24 protein-coding genes are annotated in these 19,640 nt (G+C 63.9%); 8 read left to right on the top strand and 16 right to left on the bottom strand.

Annotated features, from left to right (window positions below; translation table 11 throughout):
- Nucleotides 1–6: 6 nt before the first annotated feature.
- The 6 genes from narJ to QCE58_RS22420 all read left to right on the top strand — a co-directional run bounded on the left by narJ (nt 7) and on the right by QCE58_RS22420 (nt 5,547).
- Nucleotides 7–684 (top strand): nitrate reductase molybdenum cofactor assembly chaperone, encoded by a 678-nt coding sequence (narJ, locus tag QCE58_RS22445; protein WP_250522086.1) that lies wholly within the window; start codon nt 7–9, stop codon nt 682–684.
- The gene (narI, locus tag QCE58_RS22440; protein ID WP_250522085.1) at nt 681–1,364 is read left to right on the top strand and encodes a respiratory nitrate reductase subunit gamma; all 684 of its coding nucleotides are present in this window, start codon (nt 681–683) and stop codon (nt 1,362–1,364) included. Before narJ ends, narI begins: the two co-directional genes overlap by 4 nt.
- 18 nt (nt 1,365–1,382) lie before the next feature.
- Nucleotides 1,383–3,233 (top strand): type IV pili methyl-accepting chemotaxis transducer N-terminal domain-containing protein, encoded by a 1,851-nt coding sequence (locus QCE58_RS22435; RefSeq protein WP_250522084.1) that lies wholly within the window; start codon nt 1,383–1,385, stop codon nt 3,231–3,233.
- A 45-nt stretch (nt 3,234–3,278) separates the two neighbouring features.
- Nucleotides 3,279–3,947 (top strand): response regulator transcription factor, encoded by a 669-nt coding sequence (locus QCE58_RS22430; RefSeq protein WP_175982649.1) that lies wholly within the window; start codon nt 3,279–3,281, stop codon nt 3,945–3,947.
- Between the two features lie 75 nt (nt 3,948–4,022).
- On the top strand, nt 4,023–5,198 hold the full coding sequence (locus tag QCE58_RS22425; protein WP_008349076.1) for a nitronate monooxygenase family protein: 1,176 nt from the start codon (nt 4,023–4,025) through the stop codon (nt 5,196–5,198).
- 127 nt (nt 5,199–5,325) lie between these two features.
- A complete protein-coding gene (locus tag QCE58_RS22420) occupies nt 5,326–5,547 on the top strand; it encodes a DUF3079 domain-containing protein (protein WP_008349074.1) in 222 nt (73 codons plus the stop codon).
- Between the two features lie 9 nt (nt 5,548–5,556).
- On the opposite strand, the gene QCE58_RS22415 is transcribed toward QCE58_RS22420, so the two are convergent.
- From QCE58_RS22415 to napE, 14 genes are read right to left on the bottom strand one after another with little or no spacing between them, the layout of a single operon-like run.
- Nucleotides 5,557–6,585, bottom strand: coding sequence for a hypothetical protein (locus QCE58_RS22415; protein ID WP_250458173.1), 1,029 nt, complete (start codon nt 6,583–6,585; stop codon nt 5,557–5,559).
- Nucleotides 6,582–6,974, bottom strand: a complete 393-nt coding sequence (locus QCE58_RS22410; protein ID WP_250522083.1) for a cytochrome c-type biogenesis protein — start codon at nt 6,972–6,974, stop codon at nt 6,582–6,584. The genes QCE58_RS22415 and QCE58_RS22410 overlap by 4 nt, the downstream gene beginning before the upstream one ends.
- On the bottom strand, nt 6,967–7,506 hold the full coding sequence (locus QCE58_RS22405) for a DsbE family thiol:disulfide interchange protein (RefSeq protein ID WP_250436892.1): 540 nt from the start codon (nt 7,504–7,506) through the stop codon (nt 6,967–6,969). The genes QCE58_RS22410 and QCE58_RS22405 overlap by 8 nt, the downstream gene beginning before the upstream one ends.
- The gene (locus QCE58_RS22400) at nt 7,503–9,470 is read right to left on the bottom strand and encodes a heme lyase CcmF/NrfE family subunit (protein ID WP_250522082.1); all 1,968 of its coding nucleotides are present in this window, start codon (nt 9,468–9,470) and stop codon (nt 7,503–7,505) included. Before QCE58_RS22400 ends, QCE58_RS22405 begins: the two co-directional genes overlap by 4 nt.
- Entirely contained in the window at nt 9,467–9,922 is a 456-nt protein-coding gene (gene ccmE, locus QCE58_RS22395; protein ID WP_175982644.1) for a cytochrome c maturation protein CcmE, read from the bottom strand. The genes QCE58_RS22400 and ccmE overlap by 4 nt, the downstream gene beginning before the upstream one ends.
- The gene (locus QCE58_RS22390) at nt 9,919–10,044 is read right to left on the bottom strand and encodes a hypothetical protein (protein ID WP_268811663.1); all 126 of its coding nucleotides are present in this window, start codon (nt 10,042–10,044) and stop codon (nt 9,919–9,921) included. Before QCE58_RS22390 ends, ccmE begins: the two co-directional genes overlap by 4 nt.
- Nucleotides 10,041–10,784, bottom strand: a complete 744-nt coding sequence (gene ccmC / locus QCE58_RS22385) for a heme ABC transporter permease CcmC (protein ID WP_250522081.1) — start codon at nt 10,782–10,784, stop codon at nt 10,041–10,043. The genes QCE58_RS22390 and ccmC overlap by 4 nt, the downstream gene beginning before the upstream one ends.
- Before the next feature lie 5 nt (nt 10,785–10,789).
- Nucleotides 10,790–11,458 (bottom strand): heme exporter protein CcmB, encoded by a 669-nt coding sequence (gene ccmB / locus QCE58_RS22380; protein WP_008349060.1) that lies wholly within the window; start codon nt 11,456–11,458, stop codon nt 10,790–10,792.
- Nucleotides 11,455–12,078 carry a cytochrome c biogenesis heme-transporting ATPase CcmA gene (ccmA, locus tag QCE58_RS22375; protein WP_008349058.1) on the bottom strand — a complete coding sequence of 208 codons (624 nt, stop codon included), beginning with the start codon at nt 12,076–12,078 and terminating at the stop codon, nt 11,455–11,457. Before ccmA ends, ccmB begins: the two co-directional genes overlap by 4 nt.
- A 24-nt stretch (nt 12,079–12,102) precedes the next feature.
- On the bottom strand, nt 12,103–12,708 hold the full coding sequence (locus tag QCE58_RS22370) for a NapC/NirT family cytochrome c (RefSeq protein WP_008349056.1): 606 nt from the start codon (nt 12,706–12,708) through the stop codon (nt 12,103–12,105).
- 20 nt (nt 12,709–12,728) lie between these two features.
- On the bottom strand, nt 12,729–13,211 hold the full coding sequence (locus tag QCE58_RS22365) for a nitrate reductase cytochrome c-type subunit (protein WP_008349053.1): 483 nt from the start codon (nt 13,209–13,211) through the stop codon (nt 12,729–12,731).
- Nucleotides 13,212–13,229: 18 nt separating this feature from the next.
- Nucleotides 13,230–15,713 (bottom strand): periplasmic nitrate reductase subunit alpha, encoded by a 2,484-nt coding sequence (gene napA / locus QCE58_RS22360; protein WP_008349051.1) that lies wholly within the window; start codon nt 15,711–15,713, stop codon nt 13,230–13,232.
- Nucleotides 15,685–16,032: a chaperone NapD gene (locus QCE58_RS22355; RefSeq protein ID WP_250441245.1), complete on the bottom strand. Its 348-nt coding sequence runs from the start codon at nt 16,030–16,032 to the stop codon at nt 15,685–15,687. The genes napA and QCE58_RS22355 overlap by 29 nt, the downstream gene beginning before the upstream one ends.
- Nucleotides 16,033–16,057: 25 nt before the next feature.
- Nucleotides 16,058–16,216, bottom strand: a complete 159-nt coding sequence (gene napE / locus QCE58_RS22350) for a periplasmic nitrate reductase, NapE protein (RefSeq protein ID WP_008349047.1) — start codon at nt 16,214–16,216, stop codon at nt 16,058–16,060.
- Between the two features lie 270 nt (nt 16,217–16,486).
- On the opposite strand from napE, the gene QCE58_RS22345 reads away from it, so the two are divergent.
- Entirely contained in the window at nt 16,487–16,972 is a 486-nt protein-coding gene (locus QCE58_RS22345) for a hypothetical protein (protein ID WP_250522080.1), read from the top strand.
- On the opposite strand, the gene QCE58_RS22340 is transcribed toward QCE58_RS22345, so the two are convergent.
- The gene (locus QCE58_RS22340) at nt 16,963–17,283 is read right to left on the bottom strand and encodes a hypothetical protein (protein WP_008349044.1); all 321 of its coding nucleotides are present in this window, start codon (nt 17,281–17,283) and stop codon (nt 16,963–16,965) included. The two genes, QCE58_RS22345 and QCE58_RS22340, sit on opposite strands and share 10 nt — an antisense overlap.
- A 317-nt stretch (nt 17,284–17,600) precedes the next feature.
- Here QCE58_RS22340 and QCE58_RS22335 point away from each other — a divergent pair, with 317 nt between their 5' ends.
- A complete protein-coding gene (locus tag QCE58_RS22335) occupies nt 17,601–18,659 on the top strand; it encodes an NAD(P)-dependent alcohol dehydrogenase (RefSeq protein WP_008349042.1) in 1,059 nt (352 codons plus the stop codon).
- A gap of 9 nt (nt 18,660–18,668) precedes the next feature.
- On the opposite strand, the gene QCE58_RS22330 is transcribed toward QCE58_RS22335, so the two are convergent.
- The gene (locus QCE58_RS22330; protein ID WP_250522079.1) at nt 18,669–19,565 is read right to left on the bottom strand and encodes a LysR family transcriptional regulator; all 897 of its coding nucleotides are present in this window, start codon (nt 19,563–19,565) and stop codon (nt 18,669–18,671) included.
- Nucleotides 19,566–19,640 lie beyond the last annotated feature (75 nt).

Genomic DNA, 19,640 nt, shown 5'->3' with positions numbered 1-19,640 from the left:
TCACACATGTCGCTATATTCCATACTTTCCGCGCTGCTCGATTATCCCGAGCCCGCGCTTCTTGACGCGCTGCCAGAAATCGAAGCCGCGTTGCACGACTGGCCGCAGGCCCAAACGCGCCTTGCACCGCTCATCGCGTCGCTGAAGCGTCCGCTGATCGAAGTGCAAGTTACATACGTGGCCACGTTCGACCGCAATCCGTCGCATTCGCTGCATCTGTTCGAACACGTTCATGGCGAAAGCCGCGATCGCGGTCAGGCGATGGTCGATCTGCTCGACGAGTATCGCGGTCTCGGCCTCGATATCGAAACGAACGAATTGCCCGACTACGTGCCGCTTTTTCTCGAAGCGCTGGGCGCGATCGAGCCGGCCCGCGCGCAGTCGCTGCTCAATGACGCCATTCATGTGCTCGATGCCATCGGTGAACGTCTCGCGCGCAATGAGAGCCCGTATGCCACGGTTTTCGCGGTGTTGCGCGAGCTCGCGACGGTCGACCCGCTTCCGCTCGCGCAGCCGCCCGTGCGCGACATGGACGAAATGCTCGAAACCTTCGGTCCGGGCGCGGACGGCGTCGAGCCGCTGCTCGCACCGCACATGCGCCAGGATACGCAGACCATTCGCTTTCATCCGCGCGGCGCAATGACTGCCGGCGCGGCCGCTCTTGCCGCAAAGGACGCACGATGAACATGCTCAACTCCTTCTTTTTCGGTATCTATCCGTATATCGCCGCCAGCATCTTTCTCTTCGGCAGCTTCGTGCGTTTCGAACGCGAGCAATATTCGTGGAAGGCGGATAGCACCCAACTCGTCGATCGCGGCAATCTCAGACTTGGCAACATCTTGTTTCACGTCGGGATTCTCGGGCTGTTCTTCGGGCATCTCGTCGGCCTGCTCACGCCGGTCGCCGTATGGGACGCGCTCGGCGTCGAGCATAGCGTCAAGCAGGTATTCGCAATGATCGCTGGGGGTGTAATGGGCACGTTATGCCTCGCAGGCTTGCTGATCCTGCTGCATCGACGCTTGACGAGCGCGCGCCTGTCCGCCGTGACGAAAGTCGGCGACTGCGTGTTGTTGCTGTGGATCTTGATCACGCTTCTCCTGGGTCTATCGACGATTGGCGTATCGGCCGGTCACATGGACGGCTCGATGATGGTGCGGCTCATGACCTGGGCCCAGCACATCTTCACGTTCAGAGCCGATGCCGCGCACTATGTCGCAGATGCGCCGCTGCTCTTCCGTGTACATTTGTTCATGGGCATGAGTCTCTTCGTGATATTCCCGTTCACGCGTCTCGTGCATGTGTGGAGCGGCTTCGCTTCGCTCGGCTATCTTGGGCGGGCCTGGCAATTGGTCCGCAGCCGCTGATTCCCTTGATCGAGAAGCATGTTCCTGTCGTCGTTTCGCGAACGTCTGACCACACGCATCGTCACGCTGTCGATGGTGTCGCTGGTTCTCGTGCTCGCGATGATCGGCGGGACACTCTGGCTCTCATGGCAACTGCAGGGTGCAGGCGCCGCGATCAACGACGCAGGCAGCCTGCGCATGCGCGCGAACGCAGTCGCGATTGCGCTATTGAAGGGTGAAAAGGCGCCATCGCCGTTGCTGCAACTGCAGATCGAGCAGATGAACGCAACGCTCGACCGCCTGCGTAAAGGCGATCCAGCGCGCCCGCTCTTCCTTCCAGACGATGTCGATGTGCGCCGACAGTTCGATCACGTCGCGAACGCGTGGCATTCGCGACTCGAACCCGATGTTCGCGAGGGCATGGCGAGCGCAGACCCACAGGCGGTGGCGCGCTATCTGCTGCAACTGCGCACTTTCGTCACTGGCGCCGACGACCTCGTCGGCTTGATCGAGCGGGAGAACGCGCGCAAGACCGCGTGGCTGCGCACGTCGCAGATGGCGCTTGCGGCGATGGCGTGTATCGGCACCGCGGCGATCGTCTATTTGCTCTTCTTGTGGATCGTCGTGCCCGTTCAGCGCTTGCAGGACGGGCTTGCGCGCATCGAGGCACGCGAGTTCGATGCGCGTCTGCCCGTCGAAACGCAGGACGAGTTCGGACATCTTGCCGCGGGCTTCAATCGCATGGCCGCGGAATTGCAGACGCTCTATCGCGACCTTGCGGGCCGGGTCGAAGCGAAGACCGCCGAGCTGGCCGCGCAGAACCGCGAACTGACGGCCCTTTATGAAATGGCGGCGTTCGTGAATCAGCCGAATGACGTCGATGCGCTGTGCCGAGGCTTTCTTGCACGCCTCATGCGTCAATTCGACGCCGACGGCGCGGCGGTTCGTCTCTTCACCGAAGATGGTCAAGTGCGTCTGATCGGCTCGGAAGGATTGCCGGCCGCGCTGCTTCAGGATGAAAGTTGCTTCGCCGCAGACGCCTGCGCATGCGCGCAGCGTTCATGCCAACGCGCGGGTTTCGCGAGCGTCGCGGCGTTCAGCATCGTTTCGCAAGGCGAGAAGCTCGGCGCGTTCTCGCTGCACTTCGGCGGCGAGCGGACTATTCCCGCAACCGAAGCGCACTTGCTCGAAACACTCGGCACGCACTTCGGCACAGCGCTCAAGAACCGACGGCTTGCGGCATTGGCGCGGCAGCTTGCGGTGTCGGAGGAGCGAAATCTCGTTGCGCAGGGCTTGCATGACAGCATCGCGCAAAGCCTGAACTTCATGAAGATGCAGGTACATCTTCTGGATGCGGCCACGCGCGAAGAACGCATGGACGAAATCCGCGAAATCGTGCCTATGCTTACGGGCGGATTGGCGGAAAGCTACGACGACGTTCGGGAACTCCTGATGAATTTCCGCACTAGGCTCGGCACCGGCGATCTGAGGCGGGCGGTAAACGAATCCGTCGAACGCTTTGGCATGCAAACGGGCATTGCGCCATCGCTCGATTATCGGGAGGAAGGCGGCTTGCCTTTGCCGCCGGATCAGCAGTTGCAAGTGCTTTTCATTTTGCAGGAGGCGCTGTCGAACATTCGCAAACACGCGGAAGCTCAGCGCGTTTTCGTGACGATCGTCAATGGTCGTGACTTTAGCCTCCTTGTCGAAGATGATGGTCAGGGCTACGATCCAAAGGAGATGGCCGGCCTTGGCGAGACGCATGTCGGCTTTCATATCATGCGCGAGCGCGCGCAAAGGCTCGGCGCAATTCTGCGGCTGACCGGAGCGCCAGCATGCGGGGCGCGCGTCGAACTCGTCTTGCCCGCCCCGGCGCGTCAGGCTGTCTGAATATGGTCACGCGCGCTCGCTTCGAGAGCTGCTTCGAGTTGTGTCATGACCATCCGCATTCTGTTGATCGACGACCACGCGTTATTTCGCTCAGGCGTTCACGCGCTCCTGCAACGGCAGTCAGACTTCGAAGTCGTCGGCGAAGCGTCCGACGGGCTCGAAGGTCTCAAGCGCGCCAAGCAATTTCGCCCGGACGTGATTTTGCTCGATCTCAACATGCCCGGACTATCCGGCCTCGAAACGCTCAAGTTGCTCGTGCAGGACGTACCGGAAACGGCGGTCGTCATGCTGACCGTATCCGAAGATCTCGACGAACTTTCATTGGCATTGCGCGATGGCGCGTGCGGCTATCTGCTCAAGAGCATCGAAACGGAGACGCTCGCAAGCGCGATCCGCAAGGCGGCGGGGGGCCAGCCCGTCATCGCGGACGACATGACGGCGAAGCTCATCGCAAGCATGCGTGCACCGAAGGCAGCGCCGGTTCCCGCTCCAGCGGTCGCCGCCGATCCACTCACTACGCGCGAGCGCGACATCATGCGCGAACTGTCGCACGGTGCAAGCAACAAGGAAATCGCGCGCTCGCTGATGCTCGCGGAAAGCACGGTGAAGATCCACGTGCGCAACATTTTGCGCAAGCTCAATCTCACGAGCCGCGTGCAGGTCGCGATCTACGCGGTCGGGCACGATGCGGTGCAGGCAACGGAAGCCGTTTGAACGGTCGTCGCGCTGCATCGAAGCTCGGATCACATCAAGCTGTACACCATGAATTCACATCAAACTGATTTGCCCATGACCTCTCACGATCATTCTTTCGCGCCGCTCACGATTCGCGGCCGCAATCTGCTGCCGATCGTGCAGGGCGGCATGGGCGTCGGCATTTCCGCGCATCGGCTCGCGGGCAGCGTCGCGCGAGAAGGCGCGGTCGGCACCATCGCGAGCATCGACTTGCGTCATCATCACGAAGACTTGCTCGCCATGTGCCGCGAAGACCACTCGCGGCCGACGCTCGAGCGCGCCAACCTCATCGCGCTCGCGCGCGAGATCAAGTCGGCGCGCGAGTTGTCGCAAGGACGCGGCATGATCGCCGTGAACGTGATGAAAGCCGTGAGCGCGCACGCCGATTACGTGCGCGTGGCGTGCGAAGAGGGCGCCGATGCCATCGTGATGGGCGCGGGCCTGCCGCTCGACTTGCCCGATCTCACGCAAGGTTGCGATATCGCGCTCATTCCGATTCTCTCCGATAGCCGCGGCGTCACGCTCGTCCTCAAGAAATGGATGAAGAAAGGCCGCTTGCCCGACGCCATCGTGATCGAGCATCCCGGACACGCGGGTGGCCATCTCGGCGTCGCGGACGTCGCCGATATGAACGACGAGCGCTTCGGCTTCGAGCGCGTTCTGAAGGAACTCGATGCATCGTTTGCGGCGCTCGGACTCAAGCGCGAAGACGTGCCGGTGATCGTCGCGGGCGGCATCAACAGCCATGAAGCCGTGCGCAAGTGGCTCACGGCCGGCGCCAACGGCGTGCAGGTCGGCACGCCGTTCGCCGTCACCGAGGAAGGCGACGCGCATCCGGAGTTCAAGCGCGTGCTGGTCGAGGCGGAGCCCGACGATATCGTCGAGTTCATCAGCGTGACCGGCCTGCCCGCGCGCGCCGTCAAGACGCCGTGGCTCATGCGCTATCTGCGCAACGAAGAACGCATTCGAACGAAAATCGGCGCGCGCAAACAGACGTGTCCGTCGGCGCTCGAATGCCTGAGCGCGTGCGGCTTGCGCGATGGCATCGAGAAATTCGGGCATTTCTGCATCGATACGCGGCTTGCCGCGGCATTGCGGGGCGACGTCGGCAATGGACTGTTCTTCCGCGGGCGCGAAAAACTGCCGTTCGGCGCAGCGATCCGCAACGTGCGCGATCTGATCGAACTCCTGTTGACGGGCGCGACGAAATCGTCCCCGGCGGCGTGCTGAGAAGCGGAAACATCGTGTTTCGCTGCGAGCCGTGACCGATCGTCCCGTTCCTATTGGCTCGGAACGGGGCCGATCTTAGGCTTGATGCCGATTGGCTCGCACGCCGCAATCCACGGAGTACCGCACGATGTCGAAGCGCTTTCCCCTGAACCCAAAGCATCCCGAGCGCAATTGCTGGGGCTGCGATCACTATTGCGCGACGGACGCCATGCGTTGCGGAAACGGTTCGAGCCGGACGCAGCATCCGGCCGAGTTGCTTGGCGAAGACTGGTACGAGCAAGGCGATTGGGGCCTCGAAATCGCCGACAACGCCAAGTCGATTCAACCGTCCGTCGCCAAAGCGCGCTGAATCGCGACTTCAGCGCACGATTTCGCCGATCGTCACTTCAATCACGCCCGCATCTTTCGTCGATACCCGTCCGCTCGATCCGCTCAGATCGCCGGGCGATGGCCGCGCTTTCCCGGACGCCGACACGCGCGCAGCGATGTCGATGCGCTCGAAATCCGAGAGGCGGCGGTTCGGCGTCATCGACATTGAATCGTTGAGATAAACCGTCGCAGGAAGCTGGTTCGCGCTCAGGCGCTGGACCGCGATCGGCATGCGTGAGCCATCGTCGGCGAGCGCGTAGACGAAGACCGTATCCGTTGGACGGACGCGCGACGCGAACTCAGGGCTCAACTGCACGCGGACTTCGATCGACGCCGAACCGGTGCCGTCCGCGATCGCCCGCACTTCGTCGATATTCTTCTGCGCCTGCTGCGCGACCTGCGGCGCGAGATCCGGCACCTGCCTCAAACGCTCCCAGTATCCGATGGCTTGCGTGTATTCGCGCCGGTCGAATGCCGCCGATGCAGCCAGCGCCAGCGCCTTCGGCTGCGTCGCGTCGAGCGCGAGCGCCGAGTGGATGACCTTCAGCGCCGCGTCGTTGAGATCGCCGCCGGTCGCGCTCGCGATGGCATCGGCGTAATCGGCAAGCAATTCGGCATCGCGCGGATTCAGCGCAACCGCCCGCCGATACGCCTGCGCGGCATCGTCGGCGCGCGTCAGCACCATGTACGAACGCGCGAGCATCGTCCAGCCTTGGGCGTCGTCGGGATTGCGCCGCAACCGCGCGGCCAGAAGACTGACGGCCGCTTCCATCGACCGGGGCGTGTCCGCGTGTTCGCTCGCCGATGAACCCGCCGCCGCTTGAATCGCGAGCGCCGCCGGATCGCCGACACGCATGTAAAGCGTCAGCGCGGACGCCGGCACGAGCGCGATCAGCAAGCCGGCGAGCGCGGCGTGCGTCGTTCGCTGATTCGCGACGCGCGCGCGCAACAGCGGCGGCACGACGCATGCGAGCGCGGCGAAGAGCATCGCGGCAACGATCAGCCAGAACGGGATCATCGGCTCATGCTCCTTTTTCTTCGGGTCTGATGCGCGCGCCGGATATGCAGCGCCATCGCAACCGCGCCCGCCGCGAGCACGGCGAACGGCCCGAACCACAGCGCCCACGTGACGGGCTTCACGGGCGGCCGATACAGCACGAAGTCGCCGTATCGGCGCACCATGTACGCCTGAATCTGCTCGTCGGTCGCGCCTTGCCCGACTTGCTCGCGAATGCGCGCGCGCAGATCGGCGGCGAGATCGGCGGTCGAATCGGCGAGGCTCTGGTTCTGGCACACGACGCAGCGGAAATGCTCCGCGAGATGGCGCGCGCGTTCGTCATCGGGCGATTGCTGCGCCTGAGCGCACCCGATGCACGCAGCGATCATCCACGCGAGCCGCCTAATCACGCGCGTTCTCCTTTTGCAGCTTGCCGACGAGCGGACCAATCACGCCATCGATCGACGCGCGCGTGAGCGGTCCCGCCTGCCGATAGCGCACGACGCCCGCGCGATCGATCACGAACGTCTCCGGCACGCCGTACACGCCATAGTCGATGCCGGTGAGCCCGTCGCGATCGACGAACGACGTCACGTACGGATTGCCCGCCGTCTCGAGCCATTGCAGCGCGGGCGCACGTTCGTCGCGGTAGTTCAGGCCGTAAACCGGCGCCGCGCCACTCGCCGCGAAATCCATCAGGACAGCATGCTCATCGCGGCACGCTTCGCACCACGACGCCCACACGTTCAGAATCCACACCTGTCCGCGCAGCGCGTGCGACGACATCGTCCGGTTCGCGGCATCGAGACGCGGCAGATCGAACTCCGGCGCGGGTTTGCCGATGAGCGCGGAAGGCAGGCGACGCGGATCGTGGCGCAAACCGGCCGCGAGCACCGCGACGAGCAGACCGAACACGGCGAGCGGAATCAGAAAGCGCTTCATCGTCCTGTCTCGCCGATGCTTCGCGGCGGTTCCACGGCAATCGCAACGGCGGCGGCCCGTTGCGGCGCGCGCAGCTTTGCGTAACGCCGATCCGCCGCCGCGAGCAGGCCGCCGAGCGCCATCAACACGCAGCCGCCCCAGATCCAGCGCACGAACGGCTTGATCTGGATACGCACGGTCCACGCGCCGCCGCCCGCCGGCTGATCGAGCGCGACGTACAGATCGCGCAGCACGCCGCGATCGATGGCGGCTTCGGTCGTCGGCGTGTTGGAGACGAGGAATTCGCGTTTCTCCGGATGCAGTGTCGCGATAGCTTTGCCGTCGCGCGTCACCGCGATCGTCGCACGCGTCGCGCGATAGTTCGGTCCGTCGATCGCGCGAACGTCGTCGAGCCGGAAGCGATATCCGCCCGCATCGACGCTCTCGCCGGGCGCGAGCCGCGCGTCGCGTTCGACGGGAAAGCCCTTCACCATCGTCACGCCGACGACGAACACGCCGACGCCCGCGTGTGCGAGCCACATGCCGACGGTCGCGAGCCGCACGCGCTGCCGTCCCTTGATGATGCGCTCGATCACGCTCGTCGCGATCGTCGCGAACGTCCACGCGGCGAGCAGCAAGCCGAGGCTCACGAACGGACGCGACACGCCGGGCACGAACGCGCTCGCCACGCTCACGAGCGCGGCCCAGCGCAGCCGCACGGCAAGCTGCGGCAGACGCGCGGCCTTCCAGCGCGCGAGCGGCCCGACGCCCATCAGAAAGATCGCGGGTGTCATCAGCGGGACGAACACGCTGTCGAAGTACGGCGCGCCGACGGAAATCTTGTCGAGATCGAGCGCGTCGAGGACCATCGGATAGAGCGTGCCGAGCATCACCGATGCAGCGGCGACGAGCATCAGCAGATTGTTCGACAGCAGCAACGCCTCGCGGGATACGGGCTCGAAACCGACCGCCGACACGGCTCGCGGCGCGCGCCACGCGAACAGCGCGAGACCGCCGCCCGAAAACAGCGCGAGCAACGCGAGGATGAACACGCCGCGCGCCGGATCGGACGCGAAGCCGTGCACCGATGTCACGACGCCCGAGCGCACGAGAAACGTGCCGAGCAACGAGAGCGAGAACGCGCAGATCGCGAGCAGCGCGCTCCACGCGCGGAACGCGCCGCGCTTGGCGGTCGCGGCGAGCGAATGGATCAGCGCGGTGCCGACGAGCCACGGCATGAACGACGCGTTTTCGACCGGATCCCAGAACCACCATCCGCCCCAGCCGAGTTCGTAGTATGCCCACGCGCTGCCGAGCATGATGCCGAGCGTCAGGAACGTCCACGCGGCGAGCGTCCACGCGCGCGAGGCGCGCGCCCAGGCGGCGTCGAGCTTGCCATCGAGCAACGCGGTGATGGCGAACGCGAACGCCACCGAAAAGCCGACGTAGCCCATGTACAGCAGCGGCGGATGAATCACCATGCCGGGATCCTGCAACAGCGGATTGAGATCGCGGCCGTTCATCGCGGGCGGCATGATGCGCGTGAACGGATTCGACGTCAGCAGCATGAAAAGCAGAAAGCCCGCGTCGATCCAGCTCATCACGCCGAGCACGCGCGCCGCGAACGGCAACGGCAGGCGCTTGCCGAAGCACACGACCGCGCTCATCCAGAGCGTGAGCAGCAGCGCCCACAGCAGCAGCGAGCCTTCGTGACCGCCCCAGACCGCGGTGAACCGGTAAATGGCCGGCAGCGCCGAGTTCGAATTGCCGACGACGTAGATCACGGAAAAATCGTCGTCGAGAAACGACGTCGCGAGACAGCCGAACGCGATCGCGACGAAGCCGAATTGCCCGCACGTGGCGGGCGCGGCGACGCGCATCCATCCTTCGATGGCAAGTCGCGCGCCGAGCATCGGCACGATGCCCGCGACGAGCGCGAGCAGCATCGCGAGGATGAGCGCGAAATGGCCGATCTCGGGGATCATCGGCGCGCTCCCGCGTTCCCGTCCGCCGATGCGCGCGCTTCACGCAGCGCGCGTTCGAGTGGCGGCGGCGTGTACTTTTCGTCGTGCTTGGCCAGGACTTCGTCGGCGTGAAAACGTCCGTCGGCGCCGAGCGTGCCTTGCGCGACGACGCCGCTGCCTTCGCGAAAGAGATCGGGCAGCGCGCCCGTGTAGACGACAGGAATCGACGCGCGCCCGTCCGTGACGACGAAGCTCACCGTGCGGCTGTCGGCGTGCTTCAAGAGCGATCCGCGTTCGACGAGTCCGCCGAGCCGGAAGCGCTGCGTGCGCGTTTCCTCGTGCGACGCGATCTCGCTCGGGCTGACGAAGAACATCACGTTGGCGCGGAACGCGTTGAGCACGAACGCGCACGCGAGCGCGGCGCTCGCGAGGCCGAGCGCGATGAACGCGAAGCGGCGATGGCGCGCTTTCATCGGCGCAGCGCGCGGTGGACGAGCCATGCTTCCGCGCCCATCAGCAGAAAAGTGATCGCGAACGCGGCGCAAAGCAGCGGATTTGCGGCGAGCATCGTCGGGACGGATGCGAGCGTGTTCATGCGGCACGCTCCTCGATTCGCGACGGACGCTCGTCGCTCGCGCGCACGCGTTCGGCCGCGCGCAGGATGACGCGCGCGCGCGCCAACGCCACGGCGATCGCATACGACCAGAATCCCGCCGTCGTCACGACGATGCCCCAAGCCATCGACGTTTCCATCGCGACGCCGCTGCCGAATCCGAGCGACGGTCCTTGATGCAGCGTGTACCACCATTGCACGGAAAAATAGATGATCGGGACATTCACGACGCCGATCAGCGCGAGCACCGAGCACGCGCGATCGGCGCGGCGGGTGCCGTCGATGGCCGCGTGCAGCGCGAGATAGCCGACGTACAGGAAGAACAGGATCAGCTCCGACGTGAGCCGCGCGTCCCAGACCCACCATGTGCCCCACGTCGGCTTGCCCCACAACGCGCCCGAAATCAGCGCGATCGCCGTGAACGACGCGCCGGTCGGGGCGAGCGCGCGGGCCATCATCGCGGAAAGGCGCGCGTTCATCGCGAGATGCAGCGCGCTGTACGCGGCCATCACGAGGTAGATGAGCATCGACATCCACGCGGCGGGCACATGCACGAACATGATGCGGTAGATGTCGCGTTGCAGCGCATCGGCGGGCGCGACGCCGAGGCCGATCACGAGTCCCATCGCGATGAACACGACCGACGCGAACGCGAACCACGGCGTCGCGCGCGCGGCGAAGCGTTCGAAGTTGCGGGCGGACGCGTAGCGGAACCAGTTCATAGGCGCTATTCCATCGATATGCGCAGGGCCGCCGCGCTCGCGAACGGACACAGCCATAGCGCGATGCACAACGCCGCCGCGAGCAGCGAGAAATTCGCGTTCGCCCATGCGGCGCTCGCGGCGGGATCGGCCGCGCCGACGCCGAATACGAGCACCGGCACGTAGAGCGGAAGAATCAGCAATGCGAGCACGACGCTGCCGCCGCGCACGCCGAGCGTGAGCGCCGCGCCCATCGAACCGATCAGCGAAAGCAGCGGCGTGCCGATGAGGAGCGACGCCATCAGCATGAGGATCGTGCGCGCATCGAGCCCGTATTCGAGCGCGACGACGGGCGCGAGCACGACGAGCGCGAGACCGGTCGTGATCCAGTGCGCGGCGATCTTGCCGAGCACGATGCCCGCGAGCGGCTGCGGCGAAAGCAGCATCTGTTCGAGCGCGCCGCTCGCGAAATCGTTGCTGAAGAGCTGGCCAGCCGAAAGCAGCGCCGCGAACAGCGCCGTGACCCACAGCACGCCCGGCGCGATTGCGTGCAGCAGCTTCGGATCGGGACCGACGCCGAGCGGAAACAGACTCGACGCCAGCACGAAGAAGAGCAGCACGGAAAGCGTCACGGTGCGCGAGCGCCAGTTCAAGAGCAGCTCGCGCCGGATCACCCGAAGCGTCAGCGCGATCATGCCGCGCTCCGTTCGAGATGCAGATGACGTGCGCGCGCGGCATCGACGGCAAGCGGGCGATGCGTCGTCGCGACGAGCGCGCCGCCTTCGCGCAGATGATCGTCGATGCATGCGGCGAACCAGAGCGCGCCCGCGTCATCGACGGCTTCGGTGGGTTCGTCGAGCAGCCACAGCGGCTTGGCCGCGAGCACGAGCCGCGCGAGCGCCACGCGCCGCCGCTGACCTTCCGACAGCCGGTTCAGGCGCGCGTGCATCAGCGGCTGCAAACCGGCGCGCTCGAGCACGTCGCGCTCGTTCGCGTGCAAGGCGTTCGCGCCGAGCAACGCCGCGAAGCGCAGGTTTTCCGCGACCGTCAGTTCGCCGTTGAAGCCGTCGGCGTGGCCGAGATACGCGAGGTCGCGTCTGAAGCGCGCCGGATCGTCGCGCACGTTCACGCCGCGCCACGACACCTTCCCCGCGGCGGGCGGCAACAGACCCGCGAGCGCGGCGATCAACGAGCTCTTGCCGCTGCCGTTCGCGCCGTGGATGAGCAACGCCGCGCCGCCATCGACGCACAGATTCACGCCGGCGACGATCGTGCGGCTGCCGCGCATCACGTCGAGTTGCCGGGCGCTGAGCATGAATGTTTCCTCTCTTGGCGTTGTTTACTGCTTCTTTCTGTCGTCGATTTCCTGCGCCTTCGCCATGTTCGGCAGTTCATGCGCGATGCCCTTGTGGCAATCGATGCACGTCTTCTCGCCAGTCTCCAGAAAGCGCTGATGCGCCTGCTGCGCGCGCGGGCTTTGCCGCGTGAAGTCCATGTACTGGAACGAGTGGCAATTGCGGCATTCGAGCGAGTCGTTCGCCTTGAAGCGCGCCCATTCGTGCTCGGCCAGTTCGAGCCGCTTGTCGAGGAACTTTTCGCGCGTGTTCACCGCGCCGAAAATCTTCGCCCACACTTCCTTCGACGCCTGCATCTTTCGGGCGATCTTGTCGGTCCAGTTGTGGGGAACATGGCAGTCCGAGCACTTCGCGTGCACGCCCGTGCGGTTGCTGAAGTGGATCGTGTTCTTCAGTTCGGCGTAGGTGTTGTCGCGCATTTCGTGACAGCCGGTGCAGAAGACTTCGGTGTTGGTCAGCTCCATCGCCGTGTTGAAGGCGCCCCAGAACACCACGCCGGCGACGAAGCCGCCCAGCGTCAGAAAGCCGAGGCTGTAATAGAGGCTCGGCCGGCGAATGGTGATCCAGTAGCGCTTGATCAGTGCCCACATGATGGTCGCTTGTTTATGGTCTATCGCTTCTTGGTTTTGTCCGGCTGCTGCCTGACGTCTTCGACGGCGACGAACGTATTGCCGACGAGCGGTTTCGTATCGGCCTGCGGGACGTGGCATTGCGTGCAGAAGTAGCGTCGCGGCGACAAATGCCCGGACACGCCGCCCTCGCGATCCATGTAATGCGACACCGCCACCGGCACCGCGCCGCTTTCCTCGGCGCGGCTGCGCGCGTGACACCCGAGACAGCGGTTGGCGTTCTTGTCGAGCTGATAGTTGTCGATCTTGTGCGGGATCGTCGGCGGCTGCTGTGCGTAGTTGAGTCCGCGTATCACGTCCTTGTTTTCGGTCGGCGCGATGAGCGGGGCTTTCGGTTCCTCATCGAGCGGCGCCGTGCCGCGCAGCGAATCGTGGAACGGCAGACTGGGCACCGTGGGCTGCGCGATCGCGAGCACGGCCAGCGCAAGAAGCGATGCAATGACGATGGCTGTCAACGTACGCATGGCGTCGGCTCCCGGACCCTAGACCCGCACGATCTTGACCGCGCACTTCTTGTAGTCGGTCTGAAACGAGATCGGATCGGTGGCGTCGAGCGTCACCTTGTTGATGAGCTGGCTTGAATCGAACCACGGCACGAAGACGAGCCCGCGCGGCGGCTTGTCGCGGCCGCGCGTCTCGACGCGCGTACGCATCTCGCCGCGCCGCGATATCACGCGCACCTCGACGCCGCGTCGCAGGCCAAGCGCTTTCGCGTCGTCGGGATGCATGAAGCACACCGCGTTCGGAAACGCGCGATACAGCTCGGGCACGCGGCGCGTCATCGATCCCGAATGCCAGTGCTCCAACACGCGGCCCGTCGCGAGCCAGAACGGATAGTCCTTGTCCGGCGATTCGGCGGGCGGCTCGTAAGGCAGCGCGTAGATCACCGCGCGGCCGTCCGGATTGCCGTAGAACTGCCAGTCGGCGCCGGCCTTCACATACGGATCGGAGCCTTCCTTGTAACGCCAGCGTGTTTCCTTGCCATCGACGACCGGCCAGCGGATGCCGCGCGCCTGGTGATACATGTCGAACGGCGCGAGATCGTGGCCGTGGCCGCGTCCGAAGCTCGCGTATTCCTCGAACAAACCTTTCTGGATATAGAAGCCGAACGCCGCAGCCTCGTTGTTGCGATATTTCGGATCGACTTGCGAAGCGGGAAACTTGTCGACCTGGCCGTTGCGATACAGGATGTCGTAGAGCGTCTTGCCCTTGTATTCGGGCTTTTTCGCGAGCAGTTCGGCGGGCCAGACTTCCTCGACCTTGAAGCGCTTGGAGAATTCCACGATCTGCCAGAGATCCGAATGCGCGCCGCCTGGCGCCTGTACGAGCTGATGCCAGAACTGCGTGCGCCGTTCCGCGTTGCCGTAGGCGCCTTCCTTCTCGACCCACATCGCGGATGGCAGGATCAGATCGGCGGCGACGGCCGTGACCGTCGGATACACATCCGACACGACGACGAAATTCGAATCCTTGCGATACCCCGGCAGCGCTTCGTTGTTGATATTCGCGGCAGCCTGCATGTTGTTGTTGACCATCACCCAATAAGCGTTGATCTTGCCGTCCTTGAGCATGCGGTTTTGCAGCACGGCATGAAAGCCCGGCTTGTCGGGGATGGTGCCCGCGGGCAGCTTCCAGATATGCTCCGCTTCCTCGCGATGCTTCGGGTTGGTCACGACCATATCGGCGGGCAGCCGATGCGAAAACGTGCCGACTTCGCGCGCCGTGCCGCACGCGGACGGCTGGCCCGTCAGCGAGAACGGGCTGTTGCCCGGCGTCGATATCTTTCCCGTCAGCAGATGCAGGTTGTAGACCATGTTGTTGGCCCAGGTTCCGCGCGTGTGCTGATTGAAGCCCATCGTCCAGAAGGACACGACTTTCGTCTTCGGGTCCGCGTACAACTGCGCGAGCTGGTCGAGCTTGTTCTTCGGCACGCCGGAAATTTTCGTCACGTAGGCAGCGTCGTAGCGCGAGACGAACTGCGCGAATTCGTCGAAGGTGATCGGCTGCGAGCCGTTCGGATCGCCCGCGTTCTTCGCCGCCTTTTGCAGCGGATGGTCGGGCCGCAGCCCGTAACCGATGTCCGCGTTGCCCTTCTTGAAGTTCGTGTGCTTGTCGACGAAATCGCGGTTCACCTTGCCGTTCTTGATGATGTAGTTCGCGATGTAATTCATGATCGCGAGATCGGATTGCGGCGTGAAGACGATGGTTTGATCGGCGAGATCGAACGAACGATGCTCGAACGTCGACAGCGTGACGACGCGCACGTCCTGATTCGAAAGCCGCCGCGCCGTCACGCGCGACCACAGCACCGGATGCATCTCGGCCATATTGGAGCCCCACAGCACGAAGGCGTCGGTGGCTTCGATGTCGTCGTAGCAGCCCATCGGCTCGTCCATGCCGAAGGTCCGCATGAAGCCCGTCACGGCCGATGCCATGCAATGCCGCGCGTTCGGATCGATATTGTTGCTGCGAAATCCCGCCTTCATCAGCTTGACGCCTGCGTAGCCTTCCCAGACGGTCCATTGCCCCGAACCGAACATGCCGACGGCCGTCGGCCCTTTCTCCTTCAGCACGCGCTTGAACTGCTCGGCCATCACGTTGAACGCGACATCCCACGACACGGGCAGGAATTCGCCGTTCTTGTCGTATTTGCCGTCTTTCATCCGCATGAGCGGCGTCGTCAGACGGTCCTGGCCGTACATGATCTTCGAGAGGAAGTAGCCCTTCACGCAGTTGAGTCCGCGGTTGACTTCCGCCTGCGGGTCGGCCTGTGTCGCGACGACCTGATTGCCCTTCACGCCGACGAGCACGCCGCATCCCGTTCCGCAGAAGCGGCAGGGCGCTTTCGACCAGGCGATGTCGTCGCTCTGCGCGACGGCGTGCATGTCGGGCAGCGTGATGCCCGCGGATGCGGCCGCCGTGGTGGCGGCCGTCTGCTTAATGAACGCGCGACGAGTCAGTTTCATCGTCGATGTCCTCGGTGAGCGGATCGGCGGCTTCGTGATGCTGATAGACGAGCGCGGTGCTGATGACATCGGGAATGGATTGCACCGCCTGCAATTGTTCGGCGACGCAAGCGGAGCGATCGCTTTCGAGCGTGAGAACGATCTTGCCGTCGGCGCTCGATCCGTGAACTTGCGCGCCAGGCAAAGCCGCGAGCGCGCGCGTAATTCGTTGCAGCGCTTCTATACGGCCGAATACAACGACGCCGGCTATGTGAAACTCGCAAGACTCGTCGGTCTTGTCGGCGTAACGATCGTTGATATCGACGAGTTTGAGCTCCATTTAATTCAAATAGTCGCGACGCTCGTTAATGATGTGGCGGTCCGCCGATCAGCATCTGATAGAACCAGACCGCGAATCCGTAAGTGGCGATGATCATGACCGTGAGCACGGGAACCATGACGACGGTCAGAAACAGAAAGCTGCGCAACTCTTCGGATTTGCGTATTTCGTCTTTCTCATCCATGGGGCGCGTCAGATCTCGGTTGGCGAAGTGGGGTGGCCAGCGCGAAAGATGGATCCATTGTTGGTTTAAGAAATGCATCTTTTCAAGTTGAAAATCGCACGGCGTCGAGGGCGGGTTTTGCAACTGTCGATAAATTTCCATCGCGCCAAATGTGGCGGAATTCGAATTAATCGCCGTGCATAGTTTCGCGCGCTCGAACGAATCGCAATGACGTTAATGCTCCTTTTCACGCGCGCGATATGGCTTTCATCTTGTTCCGAATGTCGCTTGATGCGCGGCTTTCTAGAATCCGGTCACTTCTTCGATTACGGACATCCACGCATCATGCCGATCAAGCTCGAATTCGCCACGCCCGAAGGCCGCATCTCGCTTTCAATCGACGATGCCCAGTTCGTGGCTTACGACGCCGGTGAACTCGCAATGCATTCGACGCGCGATTTCGTCGAACGCATGGAATCGATGGGGCTCGGCGAACTCGCGCAAACCTATGCGCGTCTTCAGGCACAGACCGAAGTCTCGGTGATGGAACTGCGCGAAGCGCGCGAAGACGCCGAAGCGTGGCTCGGGAAGAAAGAAGAAAGCAGCGTGATCGCGGAACAGATCATGCCGCGGGTCGAAGCGCTGCGTGAAACGATTGCGCGCACGCAGGCCGACTTGCGCGAGAACATCGAGCGGCTGGCGGCGCTCTCCGCAGCGTGCGATTGCGCGCTGCATCAGGTTCCGGGCTATCAGCCGCCCGCGCGCAGTCAGAGATGATCCGCTAAAGATTCGGATCGCGAATCGAATACGCGTTGCGCGCTGGAAGTCTCGCCCCGATACGCCTTCATGCCGAAGCGCTGCAGGATAAAGCTCTCGACGACGAGACGCATATCCGCTTCCAGCGGCCGCGTGCCCCAGCGGCTGTTTCCCGCCACCGACGCCACCGTGAACCACGATTGCGGCGGAAACAATTCGACGCGCAGCATGCCGCGCTCGAAGATCCTGAGCCGCCCCGTATCGATATGAAACTCGGCGCTGACCGCGCCGCCCGGCATGCCGATGCTGGCCGTAATGGCTTTCGCTTTCATCGTTCTGGTCTCTCGAAATGCTTCCGCCGCGAGGTCGATCCTCACGGCGCCGATTGTCAAATTCTCCGGCGGCGCGCCTGGCGCGCGGTCGTTTCGGCAGATAATCCCCGATAGGCATACAGTACTGACGTTGCGCGTCTCCGCCTAACTACCGGCGCGATCGGCAAGTCGCTCGCAACGCGTGGCGGAGCATGATGGCGAACGTTCGCTGCCGCACACAAAGACCATCCAGCACGTCTGATTCAATAGCCGCGCTTCTCCGGCAGGAGCAAGCGCCGGTCCTGTTCACAGATGCAAATCAAAGAGGGAAGCAAACCATGCTGAAAGCGTATTCCTATGCAGCATCCGCAGCCGACAAGCCGCTCGGTCCGCTCGAAATTCAACGCCGCGATGTCGGCCCGAACGATGTCCGCATCGACATTCTGTTCTGCGGCGTCTGTCATTCCGACCTGCATATGGCGCGCAACGAATGGGGCGGCACGAACTATCCGGTCGTGCCGGGCCATGAGATCGTCGGTCGCGTCGCGGCAGTCGGTTCCGACGTGTCGAAGTTCAAGGTCGGGCAACTGGCGGGCGTCGGCTGCATGGTCGATTCATGCCGCGTCTGCAATGCGTGCAAGGAAGGACTCGAACAATATTGCGAGAGCCCGGAAAGCTTTACGCAAACCTACAACTCGCCGGATAAGAAGTCGGGCGGCGTGACCTTCGGCGGCTATTCGACGAACATCGTCGTCGACGAGGCGTTCGTGCTGAGCATCCCCGAGAACCTCGAACTCGCGGCCGTTGCACCGTTGCTGTGCGCGGGCATCACCACGTACTCGCCGCTGCGCCACTGGAACGTGCAGAAGGGGCACAAGGTGGGCATCGTCGGTCTCGGCGGTCTCGGTCACATGGGCGTGAAGATCGCCGCCGCAATGGGCGCGCATGTCGTGCTCTTCACCACGTCGCCGGGCAAGATCGAGGATGCGAAGCGTCTGGGCGCGCATGAAGTCGTCGTGTCGAAGGATCCGGATCAGATGGCCGCGCACGCGAACAGCTTCGATTTCATCTTGAACACGGTCGCCGCGTCGCACGATCTCGATCAGTTCATGTCGCTGCTCAAGCGTGACGGCACCATGACGCTCGTCGGCGCGCCGGAGCATCCGCATCCGTCGCCTTCGGTGATGAACATGATCTTCAAGCGCCGCTCGCTCGCGGGCTCGCTGATCGGCGGCATCGCGGAAACGCAGGAAATGCTCGATTTCTGCGGCAAGCACGGCATCACGTCCGACATCGAGATGATTCGCATGGACGAAGTCAACAAGGCTTACGAGCGCATGTTGAAGAGCGACGTGAAGTATCGCTTCGTGATCGACATGGCGACGATGGAAAAGTAAGCCTGTGTATCAGCGGGGCGATGTCATCGCCTCGCGCATGCTTTCGACGAAGCGTTCCGTCACTGCCGGCAGCGTCCTGCCGCGCTTCTTCACGATGGCGATCGGCCGCACGAACGCCGGATGGTCAATCGGTTTCGCGACGAGCCCCGGTTCCGCGCGCACCTCGCGCGCGGTTTCCGGCAGGATCGTCACGCCGAGGCCGCCGCGCACCATCGCGACGGCGGTCATCATGTAAGTCGGCTCGCACGCTATCTCGAGCGTTTCGCGCGTCTCGCTGAGCGCGGCGTCGACGACCGCGCGCACGCTCGTGCCTGGCGCGGTGAGCACGAGCGGCGAATGCGCGAGCTCGTCGAGCGAGATGCGGCGTTTCTTCGCGAGCGCATGCGCCTTCGGACACACCGCGACGAGCCGGTCCACGCCCGCATGCAGCACTTCAAGCAACGGATCGGCCACATCGCCCCCGGTCAGCCCGATATCGGCTTCCTCGCTGCGCACGAGCGCATTCACGGTGCTCGCCACGACGTCGCGAATCTGAAATGCGACGCGCGGCACCTCGCGCTTGATGCCGATGATCAACTCAGGCAACACGCTCGCCGCGAACGTCGGCAGGCACGCGATGCGGATCGTGCCGCTTTCGCCGATGCCCATCGCGCGGGCATCGCGCAGCACGTTCTCCATGTCGCGCAACGACTTGCGCAGGAGCGGCAGCAGTTCGCGTCCGGTCGGCGTCAGCGCGACGTTGCGGCTGTTGCGGTCGAAAAGCCGCGCGCCGACGGCTTCCTCCAGGCGGCGTATCTGCACGGTCAGCGCGGGTTGCGACAAATGCAGGCGTTCGGCGGCGCGCGTGAAACTGCCCGCCTCGGCCACGGCGACGAGCGCGCGGATATCGCGAAGATTCAGATCCATTATGGTCCGTGATAGCTGCGATCAAATCATTTCAATTGTGTAATCGCCGCTCCGAACTTACTCTGGACCGCACCA

The sequence above is a fragment of the Caballeronia sp. LZ028 genome (assembly GCF_031451415.1).
Taxonomy (GTDB): domain Bacteria; phylum Pseudomonadota; class Gammaproteobacteria; order Burkholderiales; family Burkholderiaceae; genus Caballeronia; species Caballeronia zhejiangensis.
Note: the sequence above shows the minus strand (reverse complement) of the source record. Positions and strands in the feature narration are given on the sequence as shown.